Genomic DNA, 26096 nt, shown 5'->3' on the forward strand with positions numbered 1-26096 from the left:
TTGTGGAGCTTATTTATTCGCTGTCTAAAAGCAGTAATATCTGTTTAAGGTATTGCTCATCGACTTCATCAAAACTATTTAATTCACTGCTGTCAACGTCCAGCACACCGATAATCTGTCCCTGTTTAAAAACGGGTAGCACGATTTCTGATCGCGATAGTGAGCTACAGGCAATGTGTCCCGGAAATTGCTCCACATCCGGAACAATCAATGTTTTTTCTTGTGCCCAAGCTCCTCCGCAGACACCACGACCTTTCTTGATACGCGTGCATGCAACAGGTCCCTGAAATGGACCTAATACCAGCTCATCTCCATCTATAAGATAGAAACCAACCCAGAAAAAATTGAATTGTTCTTTCAATGCAGCAGCGATGTTAGCCAGATTGGCAATTTGATTAGGCTCGCCTTGCAGTAATCCTCCAATTTGAGGAAGTAAATTTTGATATTGTTCTTCTTTGCTACCTTTAGCTATTTGTAAATCCTCTGCCATAAAAATCTATCTAAAAAAATAATCATGCATTTGCTATGAGGACTATACTGCCAAACATGCTTTGCTTGCTCAGAAAGCTACAGTACATGTCATGTCTCAACCTGCATGAAATGAAAAAGCACTAATACGCTGTTCAAAGTTAAGAGAATATTAGCGCTTTCACATCAGGCGAATGTTATTATTTCTTTGTGTTGATAATGTTTACCCGAATGTAGTCGCTTCTTTTGCCGGAAGGGGTCACAACAATAATCGTCAGCTAAAGACTTATCTCTTTACCATTAATGATAACAGGCGGATGATATTCATCATACAATTTGTAATTTTCTAATATTTTTGAAGTTCCATCCTGCATTTGCCTATTATAATGTTCAGTATACATAATCTTTGCGTCTGTATGATTTGGAGCAACCAGATTCGCAATAAAATCAGCTGTAACCTGATATCCCCCTTGGTTATACTCTATCCCTTTAATATTGCACCGGGATAAATGTTGAGTTCCATTGATTGATCTGTAATAGTGAACATCTGGGATTTATATTTCTGATAGAAATATAATTTATTTGGATCAGGCGTTGGAGCATTACTGCCATTAACAATGATACCGGGACTATCTTTATAACCACCTGAGCCTGCTTTTGGCTTAAAGGGATTATCTTCATCAGGAGGAGTAGTCAAGTCTGCTCTTTTCCCTCCTGCTGATCTTTTGCCGGACACATTATTTTCCGGATTAGATCTTGAACTAACGGTAAAATCTTGGATCTTCGGTAATCTTAATTGATCCAAAGCGTTTTTACCGTTTCCGCTGTCAAAGTCAGATTCGAATTTTGAACAACTAACTATTGAAAATAGCATCAATAACAAAGGAACATACTTAGTGATCCTTTTAAAAAAATAGTTCATTCTACTTTTCATATATTTAAGAATTGATAGGCATAGGTCTCCCTGGCATACAGGAAACATGAATTAACTCCCTAACGGCATTCCATTACCAATTGACCATTTCCGGGTCCTTTTCTCCTTTAATTGGCCTTTTTCATCATAAATGTTATAACTAGCACTTACTACATTATTCTGAATATTATAATCAGTAATTTTTATGGAATAATCTGCCGGAATATTATTTGTCTCCTTTAGGTTATCTCGCCAGATCACAGCCTGCTTTCCAGCCCATTTGTCCTCGACACTGGTGACTATTTGCATCCGACCTACATAGCCGTCATTTAAGAACAGCATATATTCATAGTTGTTAATAGGAATATTCCATAAATTACCAGAAGGATAGTAAGCATCAGAAGCATCTATATCCTTCGTATAACGAATGGAAAAATCTCGCTCATAACAGACCAACTGCGTACCACGCTGTCCCAACCCCATATATCCCCCGCCTCTATTGAGGTCTTTATCCGTGCCCTCCCGGACCAACAACGAATTACCATACCACTGCACTAAAGAATAAGGAAAGGTTACATAAGCCCAATCCAGAGGCTGTTCTACCTTATACTTTTTTGTATAAAACTTTTTGCTGTCAAGATCGATATTCGCCAAAAGCTGGATGTATTTGTTCCTAGTCTCTAGATCATCAAGCACTATCTCCAAAGATAGGGACGCTTGATCTCTGTTAATAAACCTATTTGGAGCAACCAAATCAACAATCAAATTGCGCATATCACTAGGTATTTCAGTAGAATCAATAGTCGGGCAAACTTCTGAAAAGATCGTCTTCCCATCCTTATTATCGACTCTAATCTCTAATGTATTGTCCAGTGTATTTACCACATAGTATTGATTCCCCACACTATCGGTTTTAGCTTGGGTTCTCCATTTTTCATTTTTCTTCTCAGGAACATCTGGAGTATCTTTCTTACATGAGAATAAGAAGCATGCCATTAGTAAACATACACTTAAAATCCCTAAACCCTTTTCTCTATATGTTGTATTCATCATCATAAAATATATTTAATGGTCAATTCTAAACGTCGTTTTAAACGTCGAGATATCTTTTAGCTATTTTGCAGTATAGTAAATCGGCAAACCTGGATCACTCGCAGTAAATGTGCCTACATTCTGTGCAATAAAATCAGATACGCCATTAGGACTTGGATTGATCAATAACTGGATCACATTATTGCCGATTGTACTTCCCAAAACTTGAAAGATTGATCTAGTAGGTTTAAATGTGTATGTCTTTAGGCCTTTAAGTCCCGAGTTAGGCTCAACAGTTCCACTTGGAATGAGATCTTTTGAACAGGAGGTAGTTAAAACCAAAAATGATGCTATCAAAGCAATACAATTTAGTTTCTTTTTCATAATTTAATTATCTTAGTTTATAATTAGCTCTAAAACAGGAATGAACTATATATTAAAATTATAAAAATTAAACTTTAATAATAACTAAGGGATAACAAAACTACCCATTTGTGTACTGATTAACGCTACCTATTTAAGAAAAAATTGACCTTATTTTGCAGATATTTAAATAGCAATATACCGATCAGTGAAGTCCAGATCTAGATCATTATTGGATTTTCAGAAGTCTAGACGAATGTCGTATTTTTAAGCGTTGCTTTAGATGCTTGAAGAAGACTTCGATATGTAAGCGCTATCTATATATGTTCGCTACCAGAGAGGCCCTCCATGCAATATTATTGGTGAAAAAGTGGTACTCATTACCTTGGTGCTGTCCCAAAAGTGAACCATTAATAGGGCGCGAAGTATTGCAAAACCGAGGTTAGGAAAAAGACATAAATGAACGCTAAGATTCCTTTATGTCTTTTTCGCTACAGCATATGCAGTACGTATGTGTGATCCGATGTTTGTTGTTGGATTAGTTCAGCAAAAACGTATCTGCATTAAAGTCGTTTCAGTGCTAATTTGATCATATCCTCTACAGAAAGATTGCTGTCTGTTTTTAGAATGGTATTTAATACTTTCTCTGCCGCGGCTTTGTTGAACCCGAGCATAACAAGTGCGGATAGCGCTTCGTCCGGTATGGATTGGGACTGAATAGATGTTGCCAAAGCTTCGAATCCCTGCTTTTTTAATTTATCCTGAAGTTCCAAGATAAGACGTTGTGCTGTTTTAGGACCAATTCCCTTAATCTTTTGAATCAGTGCGACCTGCCCATTAACAATGGCAGACTGGATCTCATCTGGTGTGTTTGACGACAGGATCATACGACCTGTATTGGGACCTATACCCGAAACAGAGATCAAATTTTCAAATAGTTTTTTCTCACCTTCTGTTGCAAAGCCATAAAGTGTATGAGAATCTTCCCGAACTTGAAGTGAAATGAATAATTTGCAGTTTTCCTGATCTTTGATTTGAGAAAAGGTATAAAGAGAGATGTGGACATAATAGCCAATCCCACTCACATCGATAACAACGTGAGTGGGGGCTTTATATGTTAATTTTCCGTTGAAATATTCGTACATAGTATACGAATATAGGAAGATTTTAAGCTATTCTATAAATTTTTAAGATGTGTCTGTACGTCTACGACGGCAATGGTAACCATATTGACGATTTCGCGTACAGAGCTATCCAACTGCAAAACGTGGATGGGTTTGTTCATACCTAAAAGAATCGGCCCTACAGCTTCCGCCTCACCAACTTCTTGCAATAATTTATAGGCAATATTCCCCGATTCTAGGTTAGGGAACACAAGTGTATTTGCTGATTTTCCATTTAAATAGCTGAATGGGAAGTTTGCTGTCAGCATTTCGCTATTTAATGCGAAGTTTGCTTGTAAATCACCCTCAGCAATGATATCAGGATATTGATCGTGTAGAATCTGTGCTGCAGCTCTTACTTTTGTAGGCGTTTTTCCTTCACTTGAACCAAAGTTAGAATACGACAATAGAGCGATACGTGGCTGGATATTCATGCGCTTAACGGCTTTATCCAAAAGCAAGGTAATGTCGGCCAATTCTTGTGCAGTTGGATCTTCGTTCACCGTTGTATCCCCCATAAAAATTGGTCCTTTTTTGGTTAACATCATATACATTCCTGCGACGCGACTTCCTGGTTTAGCCCCGATCACGTGCAATGCCGGACGGATCGTATTCGCGTAATTTTTGGTCATACCAGAGATTAAGGTATCAGCTTCGCCAAATTCCACTAAAGAGGCTCCAAAATAGTTGCGGTCATACATCAGCTTACGGGCATCATATTTCGATATACCGCGACGTTGTCTCTTGATGTACAGGTGCTCGATAAATTTCTTGGAACGCTCTGTTTCACCATCTACTTCAGCAATGGGATCGATGATTTCGAGGCCATCCAATTCAAAAGCATATTCTTTAATTAGGCGTTCGATTTTATCTTTTCGGCCCAAAAGAATAGGAACCGCAATGCCCTCTTCTTTGACAATCTGTGCCGCGCGCAGTGTTTTATAATTGTCTGCTTCCGCAAAAACAACACGTTTAGGATCTCTTTTAGCAGCCATAGTCAAATTGCGCATGATCGCATCATCTTTACCAAGGCGTTTACGTAGCGCATCGCTGTATTGATCCCAATCTTCTATTACGGTCTTTGCTACACCTGATGCGATAGCGGCTTTCGCAACAGCCATAGAAACTTCCGTGATCAAACGTGGATCTGTAGGTTTTGGAATAATATATTCTTCTGAGAATTTTAAGTTATTGGTATTATAAGCCTGATTAACTTCTTCCGGAACGGGTTGTTTCGCCAAGTCAGCAATCGCACGTACTGCCGCAATTTTCATTTCTTCATTGATAGCAGTTGCACGTACGTCCAACGCACCTCGGAAGATATAAGGGAAACCCAATACATTGTTTACTTGGTTAGGATAGTCTGAACGACCCGTACCCATGATAATATCGTTACGTGTTGCCATCGCCAAATCGTAAGCAATCTCAGGATTTGGATTTGCCATCGCCAATACAATTGGGTTTGGAGCCATCGATAACAACATTTCTGCCGACATGACGTCTGCTGCCGATAGACCGATAAATACATCTGAATCTTTGACAGCGTCTGCCAGGGTATGAATATCGCGATCTGTTGCATATTGTGCTTTCATACTGTCAAGATTTTCTCTATCCGTACGGATTACACCTTTGCTATCCAGCATCACAATATTTTCTTTGCGAGCACCTACTGAAATATACATTGCTGTACATGACATTGCAGCTGCTCCAGCGCCATTGACAACGATTTTTACTTTTGAAATATCTTTACCGATAATTTCACAGGCATTGATCAATGCTGCACCGGAGATGATTGCCGTACCATGTTGGTCATCGTGCATCACAGGGATGTTCATTTCTTCTTTCAGACGGCGTTCGATTTCAAAACATTCCGGTGCTTTGATATCTTCCAGGTTGATACCTCCAAAAGTAGGTTCCAATGCTTTGACAATGTTGACAAACTCATCGACATTTTTGGTGTCCACTTCGATGTCAAATACATCAATGTCGGCAAAAATTTTGAATAATAAACCTTTACCTTCCATGACTGGTTTACCAGCTTGGGCACCGATATCGCCTAAACCCAATACGGCTGTACCATTACTGATAACGGCAACAAGGTTTCCTTTTGCGGTATATTTATATGCATCTTCTTTGTTCTCAGCAATAGCCAAACATGGCTCCGCTACACCAGGAGAATATGCTAATGACAAGTCTCTTTGCGAATTTGTTGGTTTGGTCGGAACAACAGCTATTTTACCAGGTCTACCCATAGCGTGGTAATTTAATGCTGCCTGTTTACGATTAGTGTTACTCATTACGATTTTATTAATTTAAGGCTACAAATCTATCATTCTTTTTGATAATTGAAAATTTTTACCAATATCTTATTATTATTAGACAATAATATGTTACTTCAGGACATCCAGTAATTTAAACATCTGCTGCCGCATAATAGAAGCCGGTCCTGAATAGTTGTTGACCAGCAAAGTATACGTAAACGACTGTCCTGATTTATTGGTATGCACACCTGTATAACCAAGTACGCCGCCAATTGTTCCGCTTTTCATCTTCATATTGTTATAGGTGGGAAGACTTTCGTAGAAAGCGGGGTACCAGTTTTGTTTTTGTGCATATTGCATAATCTTATTCATGGCAGCTGTGGTCACCCTATTTTGAGGTGATAGACCAGAGCCATCCATGCTATTAAGTTCACTGGATTTTATGCCTAGTTTGGCATTCCAATATTTCTGTATATAATAGGCGCCATCGTCGGTGCCTGTTTTACCCGCTGTTGTATAAGCGATGGCTTTCAAAAGGGCTTCTCCATAGAGGTTAATGCTCTTTTGGTTAAACCAGTAGACAATTTTGTCTAAGGTTGGGGAAAGGTGGATATCCAGGGTTTGTTTTTTTGAAACATCGACCGAACCCATCTTTGTCCCGGTGGCAGGTAGCTCGCTGGCAGAAATACCGTTATTGTTTAAGACTTCGTTTAATTGATAAGCGAGATCATAGGCCGGGTCTGGCGAAGAGAGCTCAATTGTTTTCTTGAGATCCTGTCCGTACGAACCACGGACAAATATCTTGGTCGAATAAGGGGCAGCATAGGCGTATACATTGTCGCCACTTCCTGCTTTACCCGTAGTTGTTTCATTGATAATTTCCAGGTAGGGAACATGAGCGGTATAGCTCAGGATCTCCGCTTTGGCGCCAACCTTATTGCTTGGACTGAAATTTACGCCAAAGGCGTTCTCACACCAATTGAGTGACGAAATTCCCGCACCGTAATAGTTCCCCATATCGGTCCAGATCCAGCCCCCTGGAAGCTGGTTCCCATTATAAAGCCTGTCATCTGCGATGATGGCGCCATTTATACTTTTGATACCGGCATTTTGGATTGCTGCAAGCCACTTGTTCAGTATTGTTGTTGCTTGAGTCTCTGGGTAGCGGGCGCTGCCAAGGGTGGGGTCACCCGTACCTGTCACAATAATATTTCCGTTTAACATACCGTTTTCGTCGATTTCACCGGTATAATACAGGGTTGTTTTGAACTGAAAATTCTTGCCCAAGAAGTCCAATGCCGTTGCCGAAGTGATTACCTTCATGGTGGAGGCGGTCGCCAGTCCGATATTTTCATTTGCTGCGAATAGCGTTTGTCCTGTTTTTCCATCGAAAACTATCAATGAGCTCAAACCATTCCTGAGGCTTTCCTGATTTTGAAACTGTGTAAAAGCATCTTGGATTTTACTGCGAAGATCCTGTGCAAATAGTGGAGTGGTAACGGTCGTTAACGCGTAAGTGGAAAAAGCTATCGTACTTAGCACAAATTGGTTCATATATCCTATTTTTTATTGTCCTATGGTATATTTTCATATCCTGAATTACATGCGACGAAACACGGCTATCTACATTCGTGCAGGCAATCATGGATATTTCGTCGGATGTATCATGATGACTTGAACACTGCCTTATTTTTAGGGGAAAGCGTTCGCTGTATTCGTTTGTTTTATTTGGCTTAAAGTTAGGCATTCGCCCCTAAAAAATCCTAACTTGCATAAAATTGTATAAACGACATGAAGCATATCGAAAAATTAGCTGCTATTCGTGAGGCGATGAAGGTTCAAGGAATCGACGGCTATATTATCCCGTCATCAGACCCTCATATTAGTGAATATTTACCAGAACGTTACAAATGTATTGCTTGGGCATCCGGATTTACAGGTTCCGCAGGCACTTTGGCTATCACGCAGGATTTTGCGGGACTTTGGACCGATTCTCGCTATTTTGTTCAAGCGGCAGAGCAGTTGGCAGGAACAGGTTTTGAACTGGTGAAATTGAAAGCACAGGGAGCCGCAGAATACGCGGATTGGTTGGGAGAGCAGCTGGGTGCTGGCGCTAAAGTTGCTTTTGACGGCAATCTCGCTTCTTTATTGGTGGCACAATCTGTTCAGCATACCCTAGAGCCCTTGGACATTACAGTAGATGGTCATGTTGATCTGCTGTCCTCCTTATGGGAAGGACGTCCAGCGCTGCCCCAGGCGAAGGCTTATCTATTAAATGAAGCTGCGACAGGACAATCTACCGTTTCTAAAATTGAAGCTGTTCGTGCCGAAATGAAAAAGAATAGAACGGCGGCGCATCTCATTTCATCTTTGGACGACCTGGCCTGGTTATTAAACATCCGTGGTCAGGATGTGCCCTGTAACCCTGTTGTTTTGGGCTTTGTAATGATTACAACCGAAGATAGTACACTTTATATCGAACCATCGAAACTAAGCGCTGAGGCGACGGAGCAACTGAAAACGTATGGAGTGCGAGTGGCGCCCTATGAAGATGTTTTTAAAGCGATTTCAGCATTGGATGTGGCGTCAATTCTTATTGATCCCAAACGTACCTGTTTTGCCGTCTTTGACAGCATACCTAAACAGGTTAAAATTGTTGAAAAAACAAACCCTTCGACGAGTTTAAAAGCTATTAAGAATACAATTGAAATTGAAAATAATCGCCATACGTTTGTAAAAGACGGCGTAGCGTTGACGCGTTTCTTTAAGTGGCTGGAAGAAAATGTTTCTTCCGGTGAACTTTCCGAATTATCTATCGCAGATAAATTGCGCGAGTTGCGCGAGCGTCAAGAGGGCTTTGTTGACGTCTCCTTTACCACAATTGCCGGATATTTGGACCATGGTGCCTTACCGCACTATTCGGCAAATGAAAAATCAAACTATATGTTAGAGCCTAAGGGGTTGCTATTGGTAGATTCTGGAGGGCAATATCAAACGGGCACAACAGATATTACACGTGTAGTATCCCTCGGTGCTGCGACCCAAGAGGAAAAGGAGGATTATACATTGGTACTCAAAGGAACGATAGAAGGCTCTCAGGCCATTTTTCCGACTGGAACACGCGGCTATCAGATCGATGCGATAACGCGTCGTCCATTGTGGGAAACATTACGCAATTATGGGCATGGTACCGGACATGGAGTAGGCTTTTTTCTGAATGTGCATGAAGGGCCACAGGTGTTTAACCCGGCGGCAATCGATGTTGCGGTTGAACCTGGCATGATTACTTCAATAGAGCCTGGATTGTACCGTGTAGGAAAACATGGGATCCGTATTGAGAACTTAGTGTTGACCCGTAAAGCAGGTTCTTCTGAATTTGGCGATTTTCTAGATTTTGAGACATTAACAATATGTTATATCGCAACTGATTTGATCGAGAAGTCCCTATTGGATAAGAAACATATTGCCTGGTTGAATAATTATAATCAATGGGTTTACGATCAATTGTCGACGCATCTTAATGCGGAGGAAAAGAACTGGTTGGCAGATAAGTGCCAAGCAATTTGATCCCGATAAAATGAAGATTAAACCGCAAAGGCTTTCAAAGTCGCTGTTCTAAGCATGCGATCCGCGGCAAGGCGGCCATTCAAATTGATGAACTATAGAAATGAAACCCCCCGGTATAAACACCGAGGGGTTTTGCGTTGTATGAAGGCTTCAAATGGATTATTTCAACCGATACGCTTGAATAATCTTTTTAAAAACTGCTGTATTGTTGTAGATACCAATAAAATGCTGTGCGCCGGGACCATAAGCAAAGACAGGTACCATAATGTTGGTGTGGTCATCGCTGCTGAAATTTCCTCTTATCGTTCCTTTTTTATAATTGGCATCCAATAGGGAAAGTCCGCCAGTTTCGTGATCTGCAGTGACAATAACGAGTGTTTCACCATCTTGGTCCGCAAATTTTAGGGCTTCCCCGACAAGCCGATCAAAGTCATGCTGTTCGGTAACAACATAGGGGAGATCGTTGGCATGGGCTCCATAGTCAATTTGTGCACCCTCGGCCATGATAAAGAAGCCATTGTCATTTTTAGACAAAAGCTCAATCGTTTTTGAGAGCGAAGTTTTTAACATTTCTCCCCGGCCATCGAGTATTCTTCTTGTCGCAGAATCCGCCAGGAGCACCAGCTGTTTGCCCGATGTCGCTTTTTCGAAATCATCTAAATTTTGCTGAAGCTGATAACCTTTTTCAATCAGTTGCTGCATTAATGTATTATCCTTGTTTTTAACAAAGCTTTCGCGACGTGAACCCACTAAAATATCCACATGGCTATTTTTAAAATCTGCTGCAATTTCCTCCGACATAGTCCGGTCGATCTGATGAGCATAAAATGCCGCAGGGGTGGCATCGGTAATATCCCCGACACTGATGATGCCACTTTTGATCCCATGATGAGCCAATGTATCTGGAATCGAACTGATGGGTTTACCATTGGCATCCACACCGATGTACCTGTTATTGGTTTTATGTCCAGTAGCCAAGGCAGTCCCTCCTGCAGCAGAGTCGGTAAAATCCGAATTGGATGCTTCGGTGCGCGAAAGACCAATATGTTTCATGTTGATAATATTGGACTGACCAAAATTGGCACTTAAACCTGCCTGTATTTGAGCCAAACCCATGCCATCACCAATGAGTAAAATAACATTTTTGACCTTGCTCGTGGCGCCATCGTTTTTATAGGTTGGCTGATAAGGAACGTAGGCCTTTGGATTTGCATATTCGACTTTAGCGCTGTTTAAATAGAAATTCTTAAGCGCAGTAGGATGGTCTGTATTGATCCAATCTACACCCATGTGACCAAGTTCTTTCCAACTATTGGGGCTGTCTTTTGTTGCCCAGAAACGAAAGGGCTTGCCCAATTGATGCGCCTTGTCTATCACAGATTTCATCTTTTCAAGGTCGGGTGGAGTAGGGGTCCCTTTGCCATTCCAGACTGAATACTGTTTAATATCCTGACTGATCATGCCAATATGTTTGAGCTGTGCCGGCGTATAGTCTTTTTCCGGCCGGCCATCAAAATAAATCATCGAAGGATAATTGTCGAACTTTTCGGGCGGTGGGATTTCACCGCTGACGACAATTTTAATGGCGGAAGGATTTTTCTGCTGGTCGAATATAGATTCGTTGCCCTTCAAATCGGCCAACAATTTAGACAGTACCTGTTCGTAATTTTCCTTGATATCAATCACGAGCTGCAAGGTCTGCTCAGGTTTGGCATAAGGTTTATTCCCGTTCTCCTTAAAGAAAGCAATTAAAGGGTCGATGTAAAGTTTTTTTAACGTTTTCCCTGGTTTGATCTCACCGCTTTCATGGGCAACGTAAAGCTCTCCATTGCGATAGAAGACGTCCGCTTCGATAGAGCCCATTCCAGCATAATAAGCCTCCAACAGCGGGATTTGCTGTTTGTAATCATTATGACTATGTCCGGCATTGGCAGTCAGTTTCTGTTGTGCAGAAACCGACTGAATGCTTAGGCCTGCAAATAGCAGCCACATTAATTTATTGTTTTTTACCATCCTGGGTTTTGTTTAATGACACCGGAACTGTTGTCGATCTCGCGTTGTGGAACAGCCCACACGTCATGTACTTGCGGATTGAAATTTCTAGCTGGCCAAATGACCGTACCATCGAAATCGTGTAGAGGTTTAGCATAGGTAGCTTGTGCATCACCCCATCTGACCAAATCGCGGTGACGGTCTGCCCATTCCCCAGCAAGCTCATTGCGGCGCTCACGTTTTAAATCTACAAGCGTCATTCCGCTTTTTGCCAACAAGCCCGCTCTCTTGCGGATTTTATTTAATTCAGTATCGCCAGCACCGGAGCCATTTAAATTAATGGCGGCTTCAGCCTTGATCAATAGTACTTCGGCATAGCGCATCAATGGAACATTTAGATCTGTAGTGCCATTATCTCCATTTGGATTGACATGTGTTGGAATAGGGTCTTTATAGGAAAACGGCTCCATGTATTTCTTGAATTGGTAATTGGATGTAGCGCCGCCGTCTTTTGTGAAAGTGCGTTCATTGCCGAAAAACTGAAATTTGTCCCCAGGTTTCAAGATTGTTGCTTCACGGCGTAGATCGCCAGATTCAAAAGAATCGTACAGTTCTTTGGTCGGTAGATAATAGCCCCAGCCATTGTAGATTCCCCAGGCCTTGTTGGTGAGCATAACTCCAGGAAGCTTACTTCCCCATCCAGTACCGCCACCATTTGGCGTACAGACCACCGACCAGATATATTCTTTGGACCAGTTGTTGGCCGCTTTAAACACATCGACAAAATTAGGCAGTAAATCATGTTTGCCCGAATTGATCACCATATCTGCATATTTGGCCGCATTGGTATAGTCCTTTTTGTACAGGTATACTTTTGATAAATAGGCCCATGCCGCAGTTTTGTGCGCTTTACCGTAATCTGAGGTATTCATGTCTGAGAAATAGGGAAGGTTGTCGGCCGCTTTTAATAGTAGTGAAGTGATGTAATCGTAATTTTCGTTAACGTTATTGGCTCTGGCTACCGGAACAGAAGCATCTGTTTCAGGTGTAACAATAGGCACCCCCGCCTTGTCGTTACCATAGTTTGCCGCCAATTGAAAATAAACCAGACCTGCATTGAAATAGGCATCGCCAATGATCTGTTTCTTTCGCGCTTCATCCATGCTTATAGTGGGAACATGGATAATAATATCGTTGGCCCTTTTTATAATCGCATAGCGCATGCTCCATTGCGATTCGGTATAACCACCACCGATATAATTGCGGTTGAAATTTTTGATATTGTCGGCTTCCGGTTTGTTACGTCCTGTTACCATGTCGTCACTGGCATTAATAAACCAAAACATTCCGCGGCCGTAATAATCCTCTTCATTGTATTTTTGATACATACCAGCCTCCGCTTTGATGGCATCCTGTTCGGTTTTCCAAAAATTCTGCGCGGAAGGAGAGCCCTCAGGCGTTATATCCAACTGTTTTTCGCACGATGCAAAAAGTGCTACTGCTGCTATTGCAAGGTATTTAATATTCGTTTTCATCGTTTTATTTTTTTAATGACTGATAAAACCTGCGTAAAATCGTCCGTCTGTGAATGACAACTATTATTTTTCGGTTTCATCCTTTTTATTTTTCTCGTTTTAATAATCGATAAGATCTTAAACTCAATAATACTTGAATGAGGTCGCCTTCGTTTAGATCCCATTGGCATTCTGCTAAGATTAAAAATTGACATTTAGACCGAAAATAAAGCTTCGGGCTTGTGGGTAGCGTCCGACATCAAGTCCATTGTTATCCATACCAATTTCCGGATCAAAACCAGTGTATTTTGTAAACGTTAATAAGTTGTTCGTAGTCGCATAGACTCTCACGTTTCCGAGTTTATATCTGTCAGTCAAAGATTTTGGAAGTGTATACCCTAATGTGACATTTCGGATACGAAGGAAAGAACCATCTTCGATATAGAAATCTGATGCATTAAAGTTTCCGTTGGCGTCTGAGCTTGAGATAATAGGCACTTTCCCATTCGGGTTTTCTGGTGACCATGCATCGAGGATTCCTACTAATTTGTTGTACGAAGGACCGCTCGCGCTGTAGGTTGTTCTTTTGATGGCATTAAACAATTTGTTTCCTTGTACACCTTGTGCAAAAATATTGAGATCAACGTTTTTGTAATTCGCATTGAAGCTCAGACCGTAAGAAAAATCAGGATAAGCACTTCCGGCGTAATAGCGATCTTCAGGTCCGATCGAACCATTCCCATCGATGTCTACAAATTTGAAATCGCCCGCTTTTGCATTGGGTTGAATTTTTTGTCCATTGGTATTTTTGTAGTTATCAGCTTCTGCCTGACTCTGGAAGATACCATCGGTCTTTAATACGTAGTAACTGTAAAGAGGTTGGCCAACAGTAATTGTCAACGGAGCTAGCTCATTTCTAAAATTAGTACCTACTGCGATATTGTTCAATCCAGGTGCCAATTCTTGAACGTTGTTGGTCAATTTGGTTAGGGTTGCATTAATTGAGTACGAAAAATCTTTATTTTTAGCACTACTATACGTTAGTCCTAGTTCAATACCTTTATCTTTTACTATACCACCGTTAATCGTTTGTGTGCTCAAACCCGCTGTTCCCGGAAGAGGTTTGGTTAAGATCATCTTATTGGTTTCTTTGACAAAATAATCTGCTACCAAGCTCAATCCGTTCAAAATTCCAAGATCTAAACCTATATTTGTTTGTTTACTTTCAGCCCATCGCATATCCATATTGGGTAATACATTCTGAGCATATCCATTTTGTAATTTTGGGTTTTCACCGAAATAGGCATCGGCGCGAATAAGAAGAGGATTAACATCCAGTGGGTTTAGGTTGGCTAGACCACCCAATTTACCGTAACTTGCTCTTATTTTAAGCTCGTTTAACCATTCTACAGATTTCAAGAAATCTTCTTTGTGTAGAGCCCATCCGGCAGATGTTGAATAATAGTAGCGCGCTCTATTTTCTTTTAATGGAATGATGGATGAAGCATCTCTTCGACCAATTAAGGAGAGTAAGTATTTTTCATTGTAATTATAGTTTGCCCGTAAGAAAAGAGACGAAAGTGCTGTGGCTCCATAACCACTTTCCGACGGTTGTATTGTGTTCGCGTTATTCAGGTATCTGTATTGCTTGGATTCGTCGTCAAAGCCGGTTCCTGAAGCATTCAAATAACTACTTTTGGTTTTTTGAAAACTATAACCTCCGGTCAAATCAAGTTGATGATGGTCAAATTTGGTTTTATAATTTAGGACTTGTTCGGCAAGGATATCATTTGCGTCATTCGCTCTTTCCACCAGACTATTGCTCAAAACGGGTTTACCTATTTCAGGACGTTTTGGTGTAAAGCTTTTATATCTAATGTTCGATTTTGTAATGCTTAAGTTGGATCTAAAAGTTAAGCCTTTTGCCAACTGGATGTTGGCGTATGGATTCACAACCAGCACATTGACCGGATTGTTTATATCGATGCGCATTAATTCGGCAACAGGATTAATGATATCACCGTAATCGCCAGGGAATGGACCCGGTAGACCAGCAAAACTACCATCGGCATTATAAGGTGTTCCATTGGTTGGATAATAAATGGCCGACAATAGCGCTCCTGTATAGTCGCTGCTTGTATTAGCGCCATTTCCATTGGTACTGCTATAGGAAAGATTTTCACCTATTTTTAACCATGGTGTAACTTGATGCTCTGAGTTTATCCTGAAGTTGTAACGCTGCGTTTTCGTATTGAGTACAATACCTTCTGCTTTGCGGTAATTGAAACTTAGGTAAAAATTAGATTTTTCATTTCCGCCATTAATTGCGCCATTGTAATCTTGCAATGTCGCGTTTCTAAATACCTCATCCATCCAGTTTGTTTTGGTCACTAAACCTTCTGGGTATTTCGCCGGATCGAAAGCTGGTAAGATGGTCGTCCCACCATTTTTTGCAGCTGTTGCAGCGACCTCGGCACGTTGTTCGGCGTTTAAAGGCTGTAATTTTCGCCATGCACTTTGTTGACCTAACTTGGCATCAACGCTAATTTGCATCTGTCCTTTTTTTCCTTTTTTCGTGGTGATCAATACCACACCACCAGAAGCTCTGGCACCATAGATCGCTGCCGATGCATCCTTTAATACGGAAATAGACTCAATGTCGTTGGGATTTAATTGTGGAGTACCTAAGAAGATCGAACCATCAATAACATAGAGTACACTTTCACCATTGATACCACCGGCACCCCGAATATTGATACGTGGGGGGGATGTCGGATCGCCACCTTCATTCGTAACAATAACGCCTGGCGATTTACCGGCCAATACTTCGCCAACACTGTTGACAGATCTAGACGATAATTTGTCAAGTGATACCAAGCTGACAGCACCTGTTAACGTCTCTTTTTTCTGCGTTCCATAGCCTACGACGACAACTTCGGATAAGGTCGAACGTTCTTCGCTTAGTGTAACATTAATGACCTCGTTTTCGCCGACTACGACTTCCTTGGAATGGAATCCGACCATCGAAAAAGAAATTACAGCTTGCGGTGCAGCCTCGATTCGAAATGCACCTTTTATATCTGTTGTGGTTCCTACCTGCGTACCCACTACTTTTACAGATACACCTGCGATGGCAGCTCCCAATGTATCTCTTACAAAACCTGTCACGATGCGGTCTGCCTTGATGTTTGTTTGGGTGTTCAAAATTACATAGTCCTCCTTTTCTACCGCATTGATTCCAAGTTTATTCAAGAGGGAACGAACAGGCTCGGTTTTAAAGCTACCGCTTAAAACTGTGTTCCGTTTTTGCAATAGCTCGGGATTGTAAACAAAATGAAGGCCCGAAAGACTTTCGATTTTGTGAAGAATCAAATCGATTTTCTCGCCCTTGCTTATGTTGATGTTTACACTGCTTTTGTCCAAACGTTGGGCCATACCGGGTGAGGCCATTAGTGAACTGCAGAATACCGAAGTAATCGAAAATGCAATGCAGGGATACTTCATGATCCGATAAAAAGAGAATTCTCTTTTGAATGCAGGTGTTTTCATTTTTTTGTAATGATTAGGTAATGAATTGCTCATGGTGACTAAGATGTTTTAGGTAAATTTTTAGACATTATTTGTGGATTTTAAATACTTTATCCTTTTCAATCGTGCTGTACTTAAGGTGATGTAGGCTGCAGATGATATCCAGTATTTCTGCTGGATTTTGTGTGCTATTGAATGTGGCTGTTGTTTTGAGAGATCTAAGCGATGTATCTTTTAAGATAATTTCAATGTTGTAGATATATTCCAGTTTTTTTGCGACCTCTTGGAGGTTTGTTCCATCAAACGCTATGGCGACAGCTGTATTTTTTTCGACCAAGCTACGCGAAGATTGTGCGGTTTCTTTGCTGTAACGTAGACTTTGGTTTTTGGTTAATATACCTAAGATTTTATCTTGTTGCTGTACTGCCACCTTACCGGTAGCGACGGTGACTTCGACTTGGTCGGAAGCCTGATAAGCTTTTATCCGAAAGGAGGTACCCAATACTTTAACCGCTAGCTTGGATGCAAGCTGCACCTGAAATGGGTGTTGTTCGTCGTGGGCAATAGCAAAGAAGGCTTCCCCTTCAGTAAGTGCTATTTCGCGGATATTTCCCTTGAATTTACTTGGATAGCTGATTTTTGAAGATGGTTCCATAATAATTTCCGAACCATCTGCCAATACAATCTTTTTATGTTCACCTGCAAGGGTTGTGGTGACGATCTGCGCAGATGGTGCGATAGGTTGATTATTTACTTTCCAATAAAGAAGTCCTATGGAAGAAATCATTAAAATAGCGGCCGCTATTTTGAATACAGGTGAATATAGCAGGGAAGGTCGTTTACTTTCCTTTTCCGAAATACTGGATTGGATATTGGTCAATAATTGTTCGCGCAGTGCTGCTTTGCCTTGCTGTGGGATTTTTTTGACTGCATTATCCAGTTGGGCGTACCAATCTTCGACTTGTTTAATCTCGGCGGCGCTGGCCTCTCCATTTAAATATTTTTGCAGTAGCTGCTTTGCTTTTTCTTCCATCATTTGAATACATGTCACTTCAAATGGGAAATGGTACTAGCGAGAAATGTTAGGAGTATATTAATTTATCGTTAACACGCAGATAAAATGGGAGAAGGGGTTAAGAAAGGCTTTTTTTGAGCAGTTTCATCGCCGAGGTAATTTGGTTCTTGACAGTTTGTACGGAGACATCCAGCTCGCTGGCAATTTCTTTGATCGATTTTTCTTGCTTTCGGCTCATGGTGACAACCAGTCGCATACGTTCGGGAAGTTGTGTTAAAGCTTCTTCAACTTTTTGCTGTGCATCTTTAAGGATGAGCAGGTCGTCCGCTGAATCTGCATATTGCTGGTTCATTAAAGTAGCTAATTCGGCTTTATGAACATCTTTAACCGTTGTACTCCGAAAATGGTTGATTACTTTAAATTTTACTGCGCCATGTAGGTAGGCTGCCAAACCGCCAGATATGATGACCTGTTCGCGATTTTCCCACAGCGAAATGAAGATTTCCTGGGTAATGTCCTGAGCGATATTTTCGTCACCTATTTTCTTAAAAGCTGCATCAAATATGGCTTCCCAATACAGATTAAAAATCTGTTCCATGGCAAAGTGATCACCCTGCTTCAATGATGCTATTAATAATTCGCTCACAAAATCAGTTTTAGTTGGACAAAGCTAATAACTCAGTATTCCTTTAAGGTTAATAAATCTTAAAGCATATATGTCGTCTATTATTAAAATGAATGTTGGGGATTTCTGCTGAAATTGGGCGGTATATTTTTATTCTTTATATTCCTCTTCCGGTCTTCCAATTCTTTCCCATGGCATTCGAGGTGATTAAGATGTATTTGTTTGGCCAGACCAAATTACCCACCTGATCGAGGATATAGAAATTCGGGGCTTTGATGGTATCCAATAAGTTGTCATCTTTATCTATATATAACCAATCATAAGCCCAGATCGCATGGTCGTAGTTAAACCTGCCCAGAATGAAATAGGACGAATTAGTCACCGAATAAACTAAGGAATTTCAATACCGTATATTGTAAGTTATAGCCTGTTGGCGCGTAATATTAACCGCTGATTGGACAGATGATATCGGGAAGGAGTAGCGCTAATTTGCGGGCATCCCATAAAATAGATGCGATCTTTATCGGGGGCATAGACCTCTTTGATCACAGCAAGACTTGCCAGATCGACAACCATCTTTCTCGAACCTCGTTCAAAACCGTTTCCGCCCGGTATAAAATAAATCGCACCGCTCTTTTTGTAGTAATCTTCAGACAAAGGACTCACTTGCTCTTTGCAGGAAGAGAGCAGACCTATCAAAGCACTTATTATTCCCATTTTTAAGATATTTTTCATACTCGCCAACGTTATACATTATTGCAATTATTGATTATTCATTGATGTAACGCACCGCAAAATCGATCCAGTCTGTAATGGATTCATCCAGATAGATATCGGGCTGTATACCTATATTGTCAATCGGATATTGTGGTAGTCGAGTAGATCGGTAGGTCGGCAAAAGGAGCTGGTAGTTGTCGCAACCAAATTTGAACTCACGTATAGAGCCATAGTCAAGGGCACCCATACTCGGGGTTCCCATGATTTTTACTTTTTTGCTCTGGCGGGAACTAAATAAAAAATTCTCCGCTGAACTGGCTACATTTCTATTGGCTAGGATAATGACCTGTTGCGGACTTTTTTTATTAATAGCAATTGTATCTATGATCACTTTCTTGTCACCATACAGGACAAATTTTCCAATATTCTCCCTGTATTCCCGAAGATCTTCGTCAATTCTTTTTACTTCATTCAGAGAATCCTGCTTGATATTTTTGATGGCATAATCACGCAACCCATTGACTAAGGTTTGTGTCGCAAAAAACTCAACACTCATAATCCGGATCGGGTTAGTTAAGATATAAGGCAACAGCGGCTGGTATACATCGTCCGTTCCGCCACCGTTGTTTCGCACATCTATAATAAGTCCTTTACTGTTTTCGATCTTTTCTTTGTTTTTTTCAATCAGCTCTTTGAAAGGGGCTATGTTTTCATACCCGAAGCTTGAGATTTTAATATAAAATATATCGGGACTGATCGATTTTGAACTTATTTCGTCTTCTGGCTCTACCTTTGGGTTTTCGGTACTTGTCTGTGGAGCATTTTTCTTTTTGGAAAGATCATCTAAGACAATGTGTTCATCGTGGAAGAAGTCAAGATATTCCTGCAAAAGTTGCGTACAAGTCCAATTTGAAACCAGCAAGCTTTTCTTCGTCAATATATTTTTTTTAGCTTGATACAGTTCCTTATTCTGCTTGGTCTTTTCTGGAAAACCAGGGTACTCGCTCTCTATTTTTACAATTAATTGCTTAAGTGCCTGTGAGCAGTTGCAGGTGGTTTGACCATATATTGGTCGAACAATGAAAACAAGACAAAAGATGAGGAAAAATTTGGTATTGGTCATGGATATGGTTGTTAAAATTAATGCAATTTAAGAAATAGTGTATTTTCTGAAAGCTTAAAAATTGAATATCCTAAAAATAGTAGAAATATGGAATTGTTTCGTGAGGTGTTTACAATTCTTAGCATATATTTATAATTTGTAAAAGCCAGAAATAAATAGTCATCTGTCTATGTACAGGCCCGTATCCCTTATTTAAAACTTAAATGATAAAAAATATTTTGATTTGGTCTTGTTTGTTTATATATTTGTATATATAAACTATATTAATGTATTCTATTTTGTTTTTCTTATAATCGGAAAACAAGGTGTTTTCTCCGTCTTTATTGCCAGCGACGTTGAAACACTTTTTCGCTAAATGAATGATTTGAATACATGTTGATTTAAATGCTGGTATTTCCTAAAAAGCCAAGGGGCGAACGTCTGTATATTAAAACGTGTTGAACCCTATGTAGTCCCCTTGGATATTATACTATTTTTTTTACAAATTAAGTATTGATTATTTGCAATAATGATCTGTAACAGTTTGATCTGTTGGGAGTTTTTGTTGCGCTAATTGTTTAACCTTAAATCATTTAGTATGGAAATTAATAGCCGATTAATTATTGATAGGCTTTCTCAGCGTATGGATCTCGATCGTGCCTTTTTCGTTAAATATCAATTTCTCGATAAGGAATCCTATCATTTAGTTTTAGCGCTTAAACCCGTGAGTGGGCTTTCGCACAAAGTGCTAAAACCGATTGTGGAGTTGTGCTTGATCGATCAGGAGAACATTTCATTTGAATTGATTTTCGCGCCAGAATTAAAGAATAAAATAAAGCTTGGAAGCTTATTTTATTGTTATGCAGTCTTGCCTCAGCATGAGATTTTTGGTTGTTCGCGAAGCAGTTCTATCCTTAGTAAAGGGAAGGAAATACGTGGCATATTGGATCTCTCGGAAAGGTATTATGAAAAGACGATTGCTGTATCCGCGGAGTTTTTACAGGGAGCACAAACATTTGCAGAAATCGCTAATTATCCCCGCGCATTATTTATGGTTCACCAAAGTTTGGAAAGTCATTTGAAACTGCTTCAGGTAATGGTGGATGGGAAGGGCAATAACGTACATAGTCTTGACAGTCGCATTCGGAATCTGCATACCCATTTCCAGACGTTCAAATCTGTCTTTATGGGAGAGACAGACGAAGATAAGATGCGTTTTGCATTATTGGATAATTCTTTTAATGCGGTTAATCAAAACAGAGATCTGGATATTTCGGCTGTCGATGCTTCGCAACTATATGATCATTGCATCGTATTACAGGCTGGGATAGAAAAGTTGTTCCGCTACTTTACAGATGCCTTAAAGGCTGAATACGATGTGCTTGTGAAAGCAGAAGCCGCCGCTCAAGCAGAACTGGAAAAGAGCAAGTTGGCCAAAAAGAAGGAACAGGAGCAAGTCAACGTTGGTGCAGACTTTCATAGTTTCCCCTGGCCAGCACGGTATCAGGGCGATATACAGGAGATGTTGCGTCAGCTCTGTCAGGAAAATAATCCCGAGCAAATCATGTTGATCAATTACTATGTCAGCGATGCCCATGGAAAGGGGTTGTTTGATTTTCCGCAGCAGGACAATGGAAATGCCGAGATCTACCTTGTTGTGATAAAAAAGAAATTGGGTCACTGTCATTTTCGAAAAGTCGCTTATGGTCAAGTTACTGCAGTTGTAGCTTTTTTGAATACCGACTTCTTGGAGACAAAATTAAGCCAAGGCAGCCGGTTCTCCCATACCATATGGAATGAATCCGTTGTCCTCTACCGGCATCCGCGTTATAAACCAACTTATTCGGTTGTGCCTGTCGATTGGCAGAGTACCATATCTAAGACTTCGATTTCATGGACTCGGAATTCAAAACTCATGCAAGATCTTGTTGATGTTTTTGCATTTGATGGTCTTTCAAGTCCGCAATTGGCCGTGTTATTTTTAAATCAGCTGACCTCTATCGGCCTTTACAGTTATCTCTATCTACGGATCGGTTATGCACCGATGTACGTAACTATGGCGGATCTGGTGGATTGGACTTGCATCTGTGATAAAAAAGTCAAGGAATTTTTTACAGCCAGAGGTGATGTAGAAGAAATATTGAATGCAGAGTTATTAAAACAGATGAAAGGCAGGGTCTACGAGCTTCCTCTGGAATTGGCCCAGCTTGATATGGACTACTTCAGGTCAAAAGCGAGAGAAATTACAGATTTCTTTGTCGATCTCTGTGATCAGAGCATACGGTATATGGAGCTAAAATCAGAGGTTAGGTGCAATAAGCAATAAAGAAGAATTTATGGGAAATAGTGTTGAAAATCTGGGGCTAGCAACAGATGTTGCTCCGATTATACCTGACAAAGAGAAGAATAGCTTTATTATTCCTTGGGAAAACCAAGAGGTTCTTTATATTTCATCAGACTACTTTCTTAAGCACTATAAAGGAGAAATACCACTGGAAGATTTCAGCCTTTACAGTTACAGCGTTAGGATAATCAAAGTCAACAAGTTTAAATGGCCATTTTCTCTAAGAAGAAAAGGAAATTATAAAAACAAATATCTCAAAATCGATCTCGAGATCAAAGAAGTCGGATTGAAGGTTAAGTGTGATTGTAAAAAGCGTCATGATGGTCCGTGTGATTATGTAATTATTGGGCTTTATCGTAAGTTTTTACTCAGTAATAAATTCTTACATGATTTATATGCAAAAGATATTGCCATCCTGCCCGAAAGTCAGCATAAGTTCTTTCAATTGGGTATTTCTAGACTATATTACCGCAATGATAAGGTTTGTATTGAAAACCATAAGCAATTTGGTCAGGTATATAATTATTTCGAACACCAGGAGCTTGAATCGGAATTGCTACATGCAGCATCTGAAAACCGATGGCTGGGACAGACTGGGGAGCCTTTTCCGGATTTTATGTATGTTATTCCTACAGAGCGTCAGGTGGACGGACTGCCCTTTTTAATACCTTTTGAAATAGACGGTAAGATAAATTATTTAGGAGAATTGGGTAATGGGTTGACGAATTTTGCTGATAGTGATGTGTTAAAAATCGATTTATGTCGTAAGATTTTAGCCTTTTCCAAAAGTCCACAGAGACAAATAAGGGATCGGGAACAAGATGACTTACGAAATGACTTTGATCATGTGGAGAAGGATTTTATTATCAGTGCTTGGCGTAAACTTTTGGAAAGAAAATTGGATCAAAGATTACGTGTTGCCTTTGTCGATAGGAATAATTTTAAAACCACAATCGAAAACTTTAAATATCCAGCCAAATATCGTACAACTTATCGGAATGTGATTTTGGCGGGCGATGATCTTAGCCTGAAATTTCATTTGAAAGAATACAGCGATCACCTGCTTCTATCGTTAATTCTTGTCTACAAAGGAGAAGAGTTGAAAGACTATACATCCGAATGTCGTTCCAATTTCTTCTTTATCAATCTAAATGAAGATGAGTGTCTTTTTGTTGATAATCTACAAAAGGAGTTTCTATTACGTTTCTTTCACAGTATTTCCACTAAAATCACGGTGTTAAAGAGAGACTATGAAGACTTCTTTACGCGTATGTTGATTCCATTGTCAACATCCTTTCATATAGACCTTGAACCTTTAAAAAAGGATACAGTTTTTATTTCTAATACCGCTCATCAAGTGTCTCAATTTAAGGTTGCGGTGGAGAAAGACGACGACGATAAATTAAATTTCGAATTGAAAGCTATGCTGAGTGAAAAGGAAGAATATATAATTCCATATGGAGGAAACTTGATTTTAAAATCGGAAAATGGAACCTGCCTATATACTGAGCGAGATCTTGTTGGCGAGAATGAGTTTAATACCTTTATTGAAACACAGTTTCCAAATTTGAAAAGTTGCAGCAATAGGATGGTAAAGCGCTTGGAATGGCAGGCGTATAGCAACAGAAATAGACTGAATGAATTTATAAAAAAATGTAAGAGCAAGGGGTACAAAACTATACTGAACAATATTTCAAAGGGAACTTATCTGCTGCCGCACCAACTGAAATGGGAAGTATTGGATATTCGTCAGGACAATAATGTATTTTCCATTTACATGATTTTCAAATTTGGAACAACGACCTATTTACCGGGAGAGTTTGAAGAAAAGATCGTATACAACTACAGTAGCATTCAATTGGCGGATCAATCTTTCGGATATATCAAAGCTTCAGATAAAGCATTATTTGATGTACTGTTTAATTATGCGGTGGTTGAAACCGACTGTCTTAAACTCACTTCAGCCCAATTGCTATCTTTCCAAACACAGCTGGATCGAATTGATCCTCGTATTATTCAAAATAGCCTAGCTGAACGTCGAAAGAAATTATTAAATACGGATGAAATAGCCCTGTTGGATGTTCCGAAAGAGATCCAGGCAGAGTTGCGCCCGTACCAACAGGCCGGATTTAGCTGGATGGTATTCTTAAGCGATTTTCAATGGGGCGGTATCTTGGCTGATGATATGGGATTAGGGAAAACCTTACAGGCAATAACGCTTTTGGAATATTTCTATCAAAATAATCCAAAGGCAGCCCCCTCAATTATTATTGTACCCAATTCTCTGCTATTCAATTGGCTGGCAGAATTTAAGAAATTTTCCCCAAATCGTCGGACAACTATTTATCATGGACAAAAAAGGAGGGAAATCACGGAAATAGAGAACGAATCCATCTTGATTACGACCTATGGAACAGTTATGATGGAGCTTGATTTTCTTAAATCCCAGTCCTTTAGTTACATGATTTTAGATGAGTCGCAGGCGATAAAAAATCGTAATTCAAAAAGATTTAAAGCGCTTACTGAGCTAAAATCTTGCTATCGAATAGCGATGACAGGAACACCTATTGAAAATGGCGTGGAGGATATCTATGCACAAATGAGTATGGTCAACCCGGGTTTTTTTGGAACTTATGGTAATTTTAATAACACCTATCGGGGGATCAAAGATGAAAATACAGCGCAAGAAACTGTCCTCGGCCTCCAAAAGATGATCCAACCTTTTATTCTTCGGCGTACAAAAAAACAGGTTGCTTTGGACCTTCCTGAAAAGACCGAAACAATTCTCTATATGGATATGCTTCCCGAGCAAAGGAAAATTTACGATAAGGTCCGGAAAATATTCAAGGGAGAGATTGAAAATAATCTGAATAGCGCTGATTCCACGAAATCCAAATTTTTGGCGATCGAGGCGCTGCAAAAACTACGACAGCTTTGCAACTCGCCCATTCTGATGAAAGATGGTGGCTTTGGGCATGAATCTATTAAACTGGATTTTATTGATGAGATCATGGATGAAGTGGCTCCAAATCATAAGATGCTAATCTTTTCGTCGTATACTTCCATGCTTAAATTGGTGGCTCAGCGCATCGAAACGAAAGGAATAGCATATACCTACCTCGATGGTAAGATGAATCAAGATCAGCGGCAAAATGCGGTCGAAAGATTTCAGAACGAGGACGAATGCCGTGTGTTTCTCATTAGCCTTAAAGCGGGAGGAACCGGCTTAAATCTAACGGCTGCCGACTATGTCTATATTTTGGACCCCTGGTGGAATCCTGCTGCCGAAGCACAGGCGATAGATCGTTGTTATCGAATAGGGCAAGAAAAGCATGTGATGGCTTATAAGATTGTTTGTCGGGATTCCGTTGAGGAGCACATCTTAGCACTACAGGAAAGTAAAAAGCGACTATCCGAAGGACTGATTTTAGATGAAACAAATCTGATGAAATCGATCAGTAAAGAAGAGTTGCTTAAATTATTTGAATAACC

At 40.2% G+C, this 26096-nt stretch carries 18 protein-coding genes; 3 read left to right on the forward strand and 15 right to left on the reverse strand.

All coding sequences use genetic code 11. The annotated features are described in order from the left end of the window. Positions 1 to 13: 13 nt before the first annotated feature. The 7 genes from B2107_RS14090 to dacB all read right to left on the reverse strand — a co-directional run bounded on the left by B2107_RS14090 (position 14) and on the right by dacB (position 7754). Positions 14 to 490, reverse strand: a complete 477-nt coding sequence (locus B2107_RS14090; protein ID WP_293956287.1) for a GAF domain-containing protein — start codon at positions 488 to 490, stop codon at positions 14 to 16. A gap of 459 nt (positions 491 to 949) precedes the next feature. Beyond that, positions 950 to 1402 carry a hypothetical protein gene (locus B2107_RS14095; protein ID WP_293956289.1) on the reverse strand — a complete coding sequence of 151 codons (453 nt, stop codon included), beginning with the start codon at positions 1400 to 1402 and terminating at the stop codon, positions 950 to 952. Between the two features lie 51 nt (positions 1403 to 1453). Beyond that, positions 1454 to 2434 (reverse strand): hypothetical protein, encoded by a 981-nt coding sequence (locus B2107_RS14100; RefSeq protein WP_293956290.1) that lies wholly within the window; start codon positions 2432 to 2434, stop codon positions 1454 to 1456. A 60-nt stretch (positions 2435 to 2494) separates the two neighbouring features. After that, positions 2495 to 2797, reverse strand: a complete 303-nt coding sequence (locus B2107_RS14105; protein ID WP_293956292.1) for a hypothetical protein — start codon at positions 2795 to 2797, stop codon at positions 2495 to 2497. 542 nt (positions 2798 to 3339) lie between these two features. Continuing rightward, entirely contained in the window at positions 3340 to 3921 is a 582-nt protein-coding gene (ruvA, locus tag B2107_RS14110; protein WP_293939479.1) for a Holliday junction branch migration protein RuvA, read from the reverse strand. A gap of 32 nt (positions 3922 to 3953) precedes the next feature. Further along, on the reverse strand, positions 3954 to 6236 hold the full coding sequence (locus B2107_RS14115; RefSeq protein WP_293956294.1) for an NADP-dependent malic enzyme: 2283 nt from the start codon (positions 6234 to 6236) through the stop codon (positions 3954 to 3956). Between the two features lie 93 nt (positions 6237 to 6329). Beyond that, positions 6330 to 7754 (reverse strand): D-alanyl-D-alanine carboxypeptidase/D-alanyl-D-alanine endopeptidase, encoded by a 1425-nt coding sequence (dacB, locus tag B2107_RS14120; RefSeq protein WP_293956296.1) that lies wholly within the window; start codon positions 7752 to 7754, stop codon positions 6330 to 6332. Positions 7755 to 7991: 237 nt separating this feature from the next. Here dacB and B2107_RS14125 point away from each other — a divergent pair, with 237 nt between their 5' ends. Beyond that, the gene (locus B2107_RS14125) at positions 7992 to 9767 is read left to right on the forward strand and encodes an aminopeptidase P family protein (RefSeq protein ID WP_293956297.1); all 1776 of its coding nucleotides are present in this window, start codon (positions 7992 to 7994) and stop codon (positions 9765 to 9767) included. 159 nt (positions 9768 to 9926) lie between these two features. Here B2107_RS14125 and B2107_RS14130 read toward each other — a convergent pair whose 3' ends face one another. From B2107_RS14130 to B2107_RS14165, 8 genes are all read right to left on the reverse strand, one after another. Continuing rightward, complete coding sequence (locus B2107_RS14130) at positions 9927 to 11780, reverse strand: alkaline phosphatase (protein WP_293956299.1); 1854 nt, start codon at positions 11778 to 11780, stop codon at positions 9927 to 9929. Next, the gene (locus B2107_RS14135) at positions 11774 to 13294 is read right to left on the reverse strand and encodes a RagB/SusD family nutrient uptake outer membrane protein (protein ID WP_293956300.1); all 1521 of its coding nucleotides are present in this window, start codon (positions 13292 to 13294) and stop codon (positions 11774 to 11776) included. The genes B2107_RS14130 and B2107_RS14135 overlap by 7 nt, the downstream gene beginning before the upstream one ends. A 180-nt stretch (positions 13295 to 13474) precedes the next feature. Further along, the gene (locus tag B2107_RS14140; RefSeq protein WP_293956302.1) at positions 13475 to 16822 is read right to left on the reverse strand and encodes a SusC/RagA family TonB-linked outer membrane protein; all 3348 of its coding nucleotides are present in this window, start codon (positions 16820 to 16822) and stop codon (positions 13475 to 13477) included. A 67-nt stretch (positions 16823 to 16889) separates the two neighbouring features. Beyond that, a complete protein-coding gene (locus B2107_RS14145; RefSeq protein ID WP_293956304.1) occupies positions 16890 to 17834 on the reverse strand; it encodes a FecR family protein in 945 nt (314 codons plus the stop codon). A gap of 100 nt (positions 17835 to 17934) precedes the next feature. Next, positions 17935 to 18462 (reverse strand): RNA polymerase sigma-70 factor, encoded by a 528-nt coding sequence (locus B2107_RS14150; RefSeq protein WP_293956305.1) that lies wholly within the window; start codon positions 18460 to 18462, stop codon positions 17935 to 17937. Positions 18463 to 18598: 136 nt separating this feature from the next. Further along, the gene (locus B2107_RS14155; protein WP_293956307.1) at positions 18599 to 18823 is read right to left on the reverse strand and encodes a hypothetical protein; all 225 of its coding nucleotides are present in this window, start codon (positions 18821 to 18823) and stop codon (positions 18599 to 18601) included. A 38-nt stretch (positions 18824 to 18861) separates the two neighbouring features. Further along, complete coding sequence (locus B2107_RS14160; RefSeq protein WP_293956309.1) at positions 18862 to 19176, reverse strand: hypothetical protein; 315 nt, start codon at positions 19174 to 19176, stop codon at positions 18862 to 18864. Between the two features lie 34 nt (positions 19177 to 19210). Next, positions 19211 to 20281 carry a S41 family peptidase gene (locus B2107_RS14165; protein WP_293956311.1) on the reverse strand — a complete coding sequence of 357 codons (1071 nt, stop codon included), beginning with the start codon at positions 20279 to 20281 and terminating at the stop codon, positions 19211 to 19213. A gap of 577 nt (positions 20282 to 20858) precedes the next feature. Between B2107_RS14165 and B2107_RS14170 the strand changes: the two genes are divergently transcribed. Together B2107_RS14170 and B2107_RS14175 are read left to right on the forward strand one after the other, a co-directional pair. Continuing rightward, a complete protein-coding gene (locus tag B2107_RS14170; protein ID WP_293956312.1) occupies positions 20859 to 22586 on the forward strand; it encodes a hypothetical protein in 1728 nt (575 codons plus the stop codon). Between the two features lie 10 nt (positions 22587 to 22596). After that, the gene (locus B2107_RS14175; RefSeq protein WP_293956313.1) at positions 22597 to 26094 is read left to right on the forward strand and encodes a DEAD/DEAH box helicase; all 3498 of its coding nucleotides are present in this window, start codon (positions 22597 to 22599) and stop codon (positions 26092 to 26094) included. Positions 26095 to 26096: the final 2 nt, after the last annotated feature.

It is taken from the genome of Sphingobacterium sp. UBA7855, from assembly GCA_002500745.1.
Lineage (GTDB): Bacteria > Bacteroidota > Bacteroidia > Sphingobacteriales > Sphingobacteriaceae > Sphingobacterium.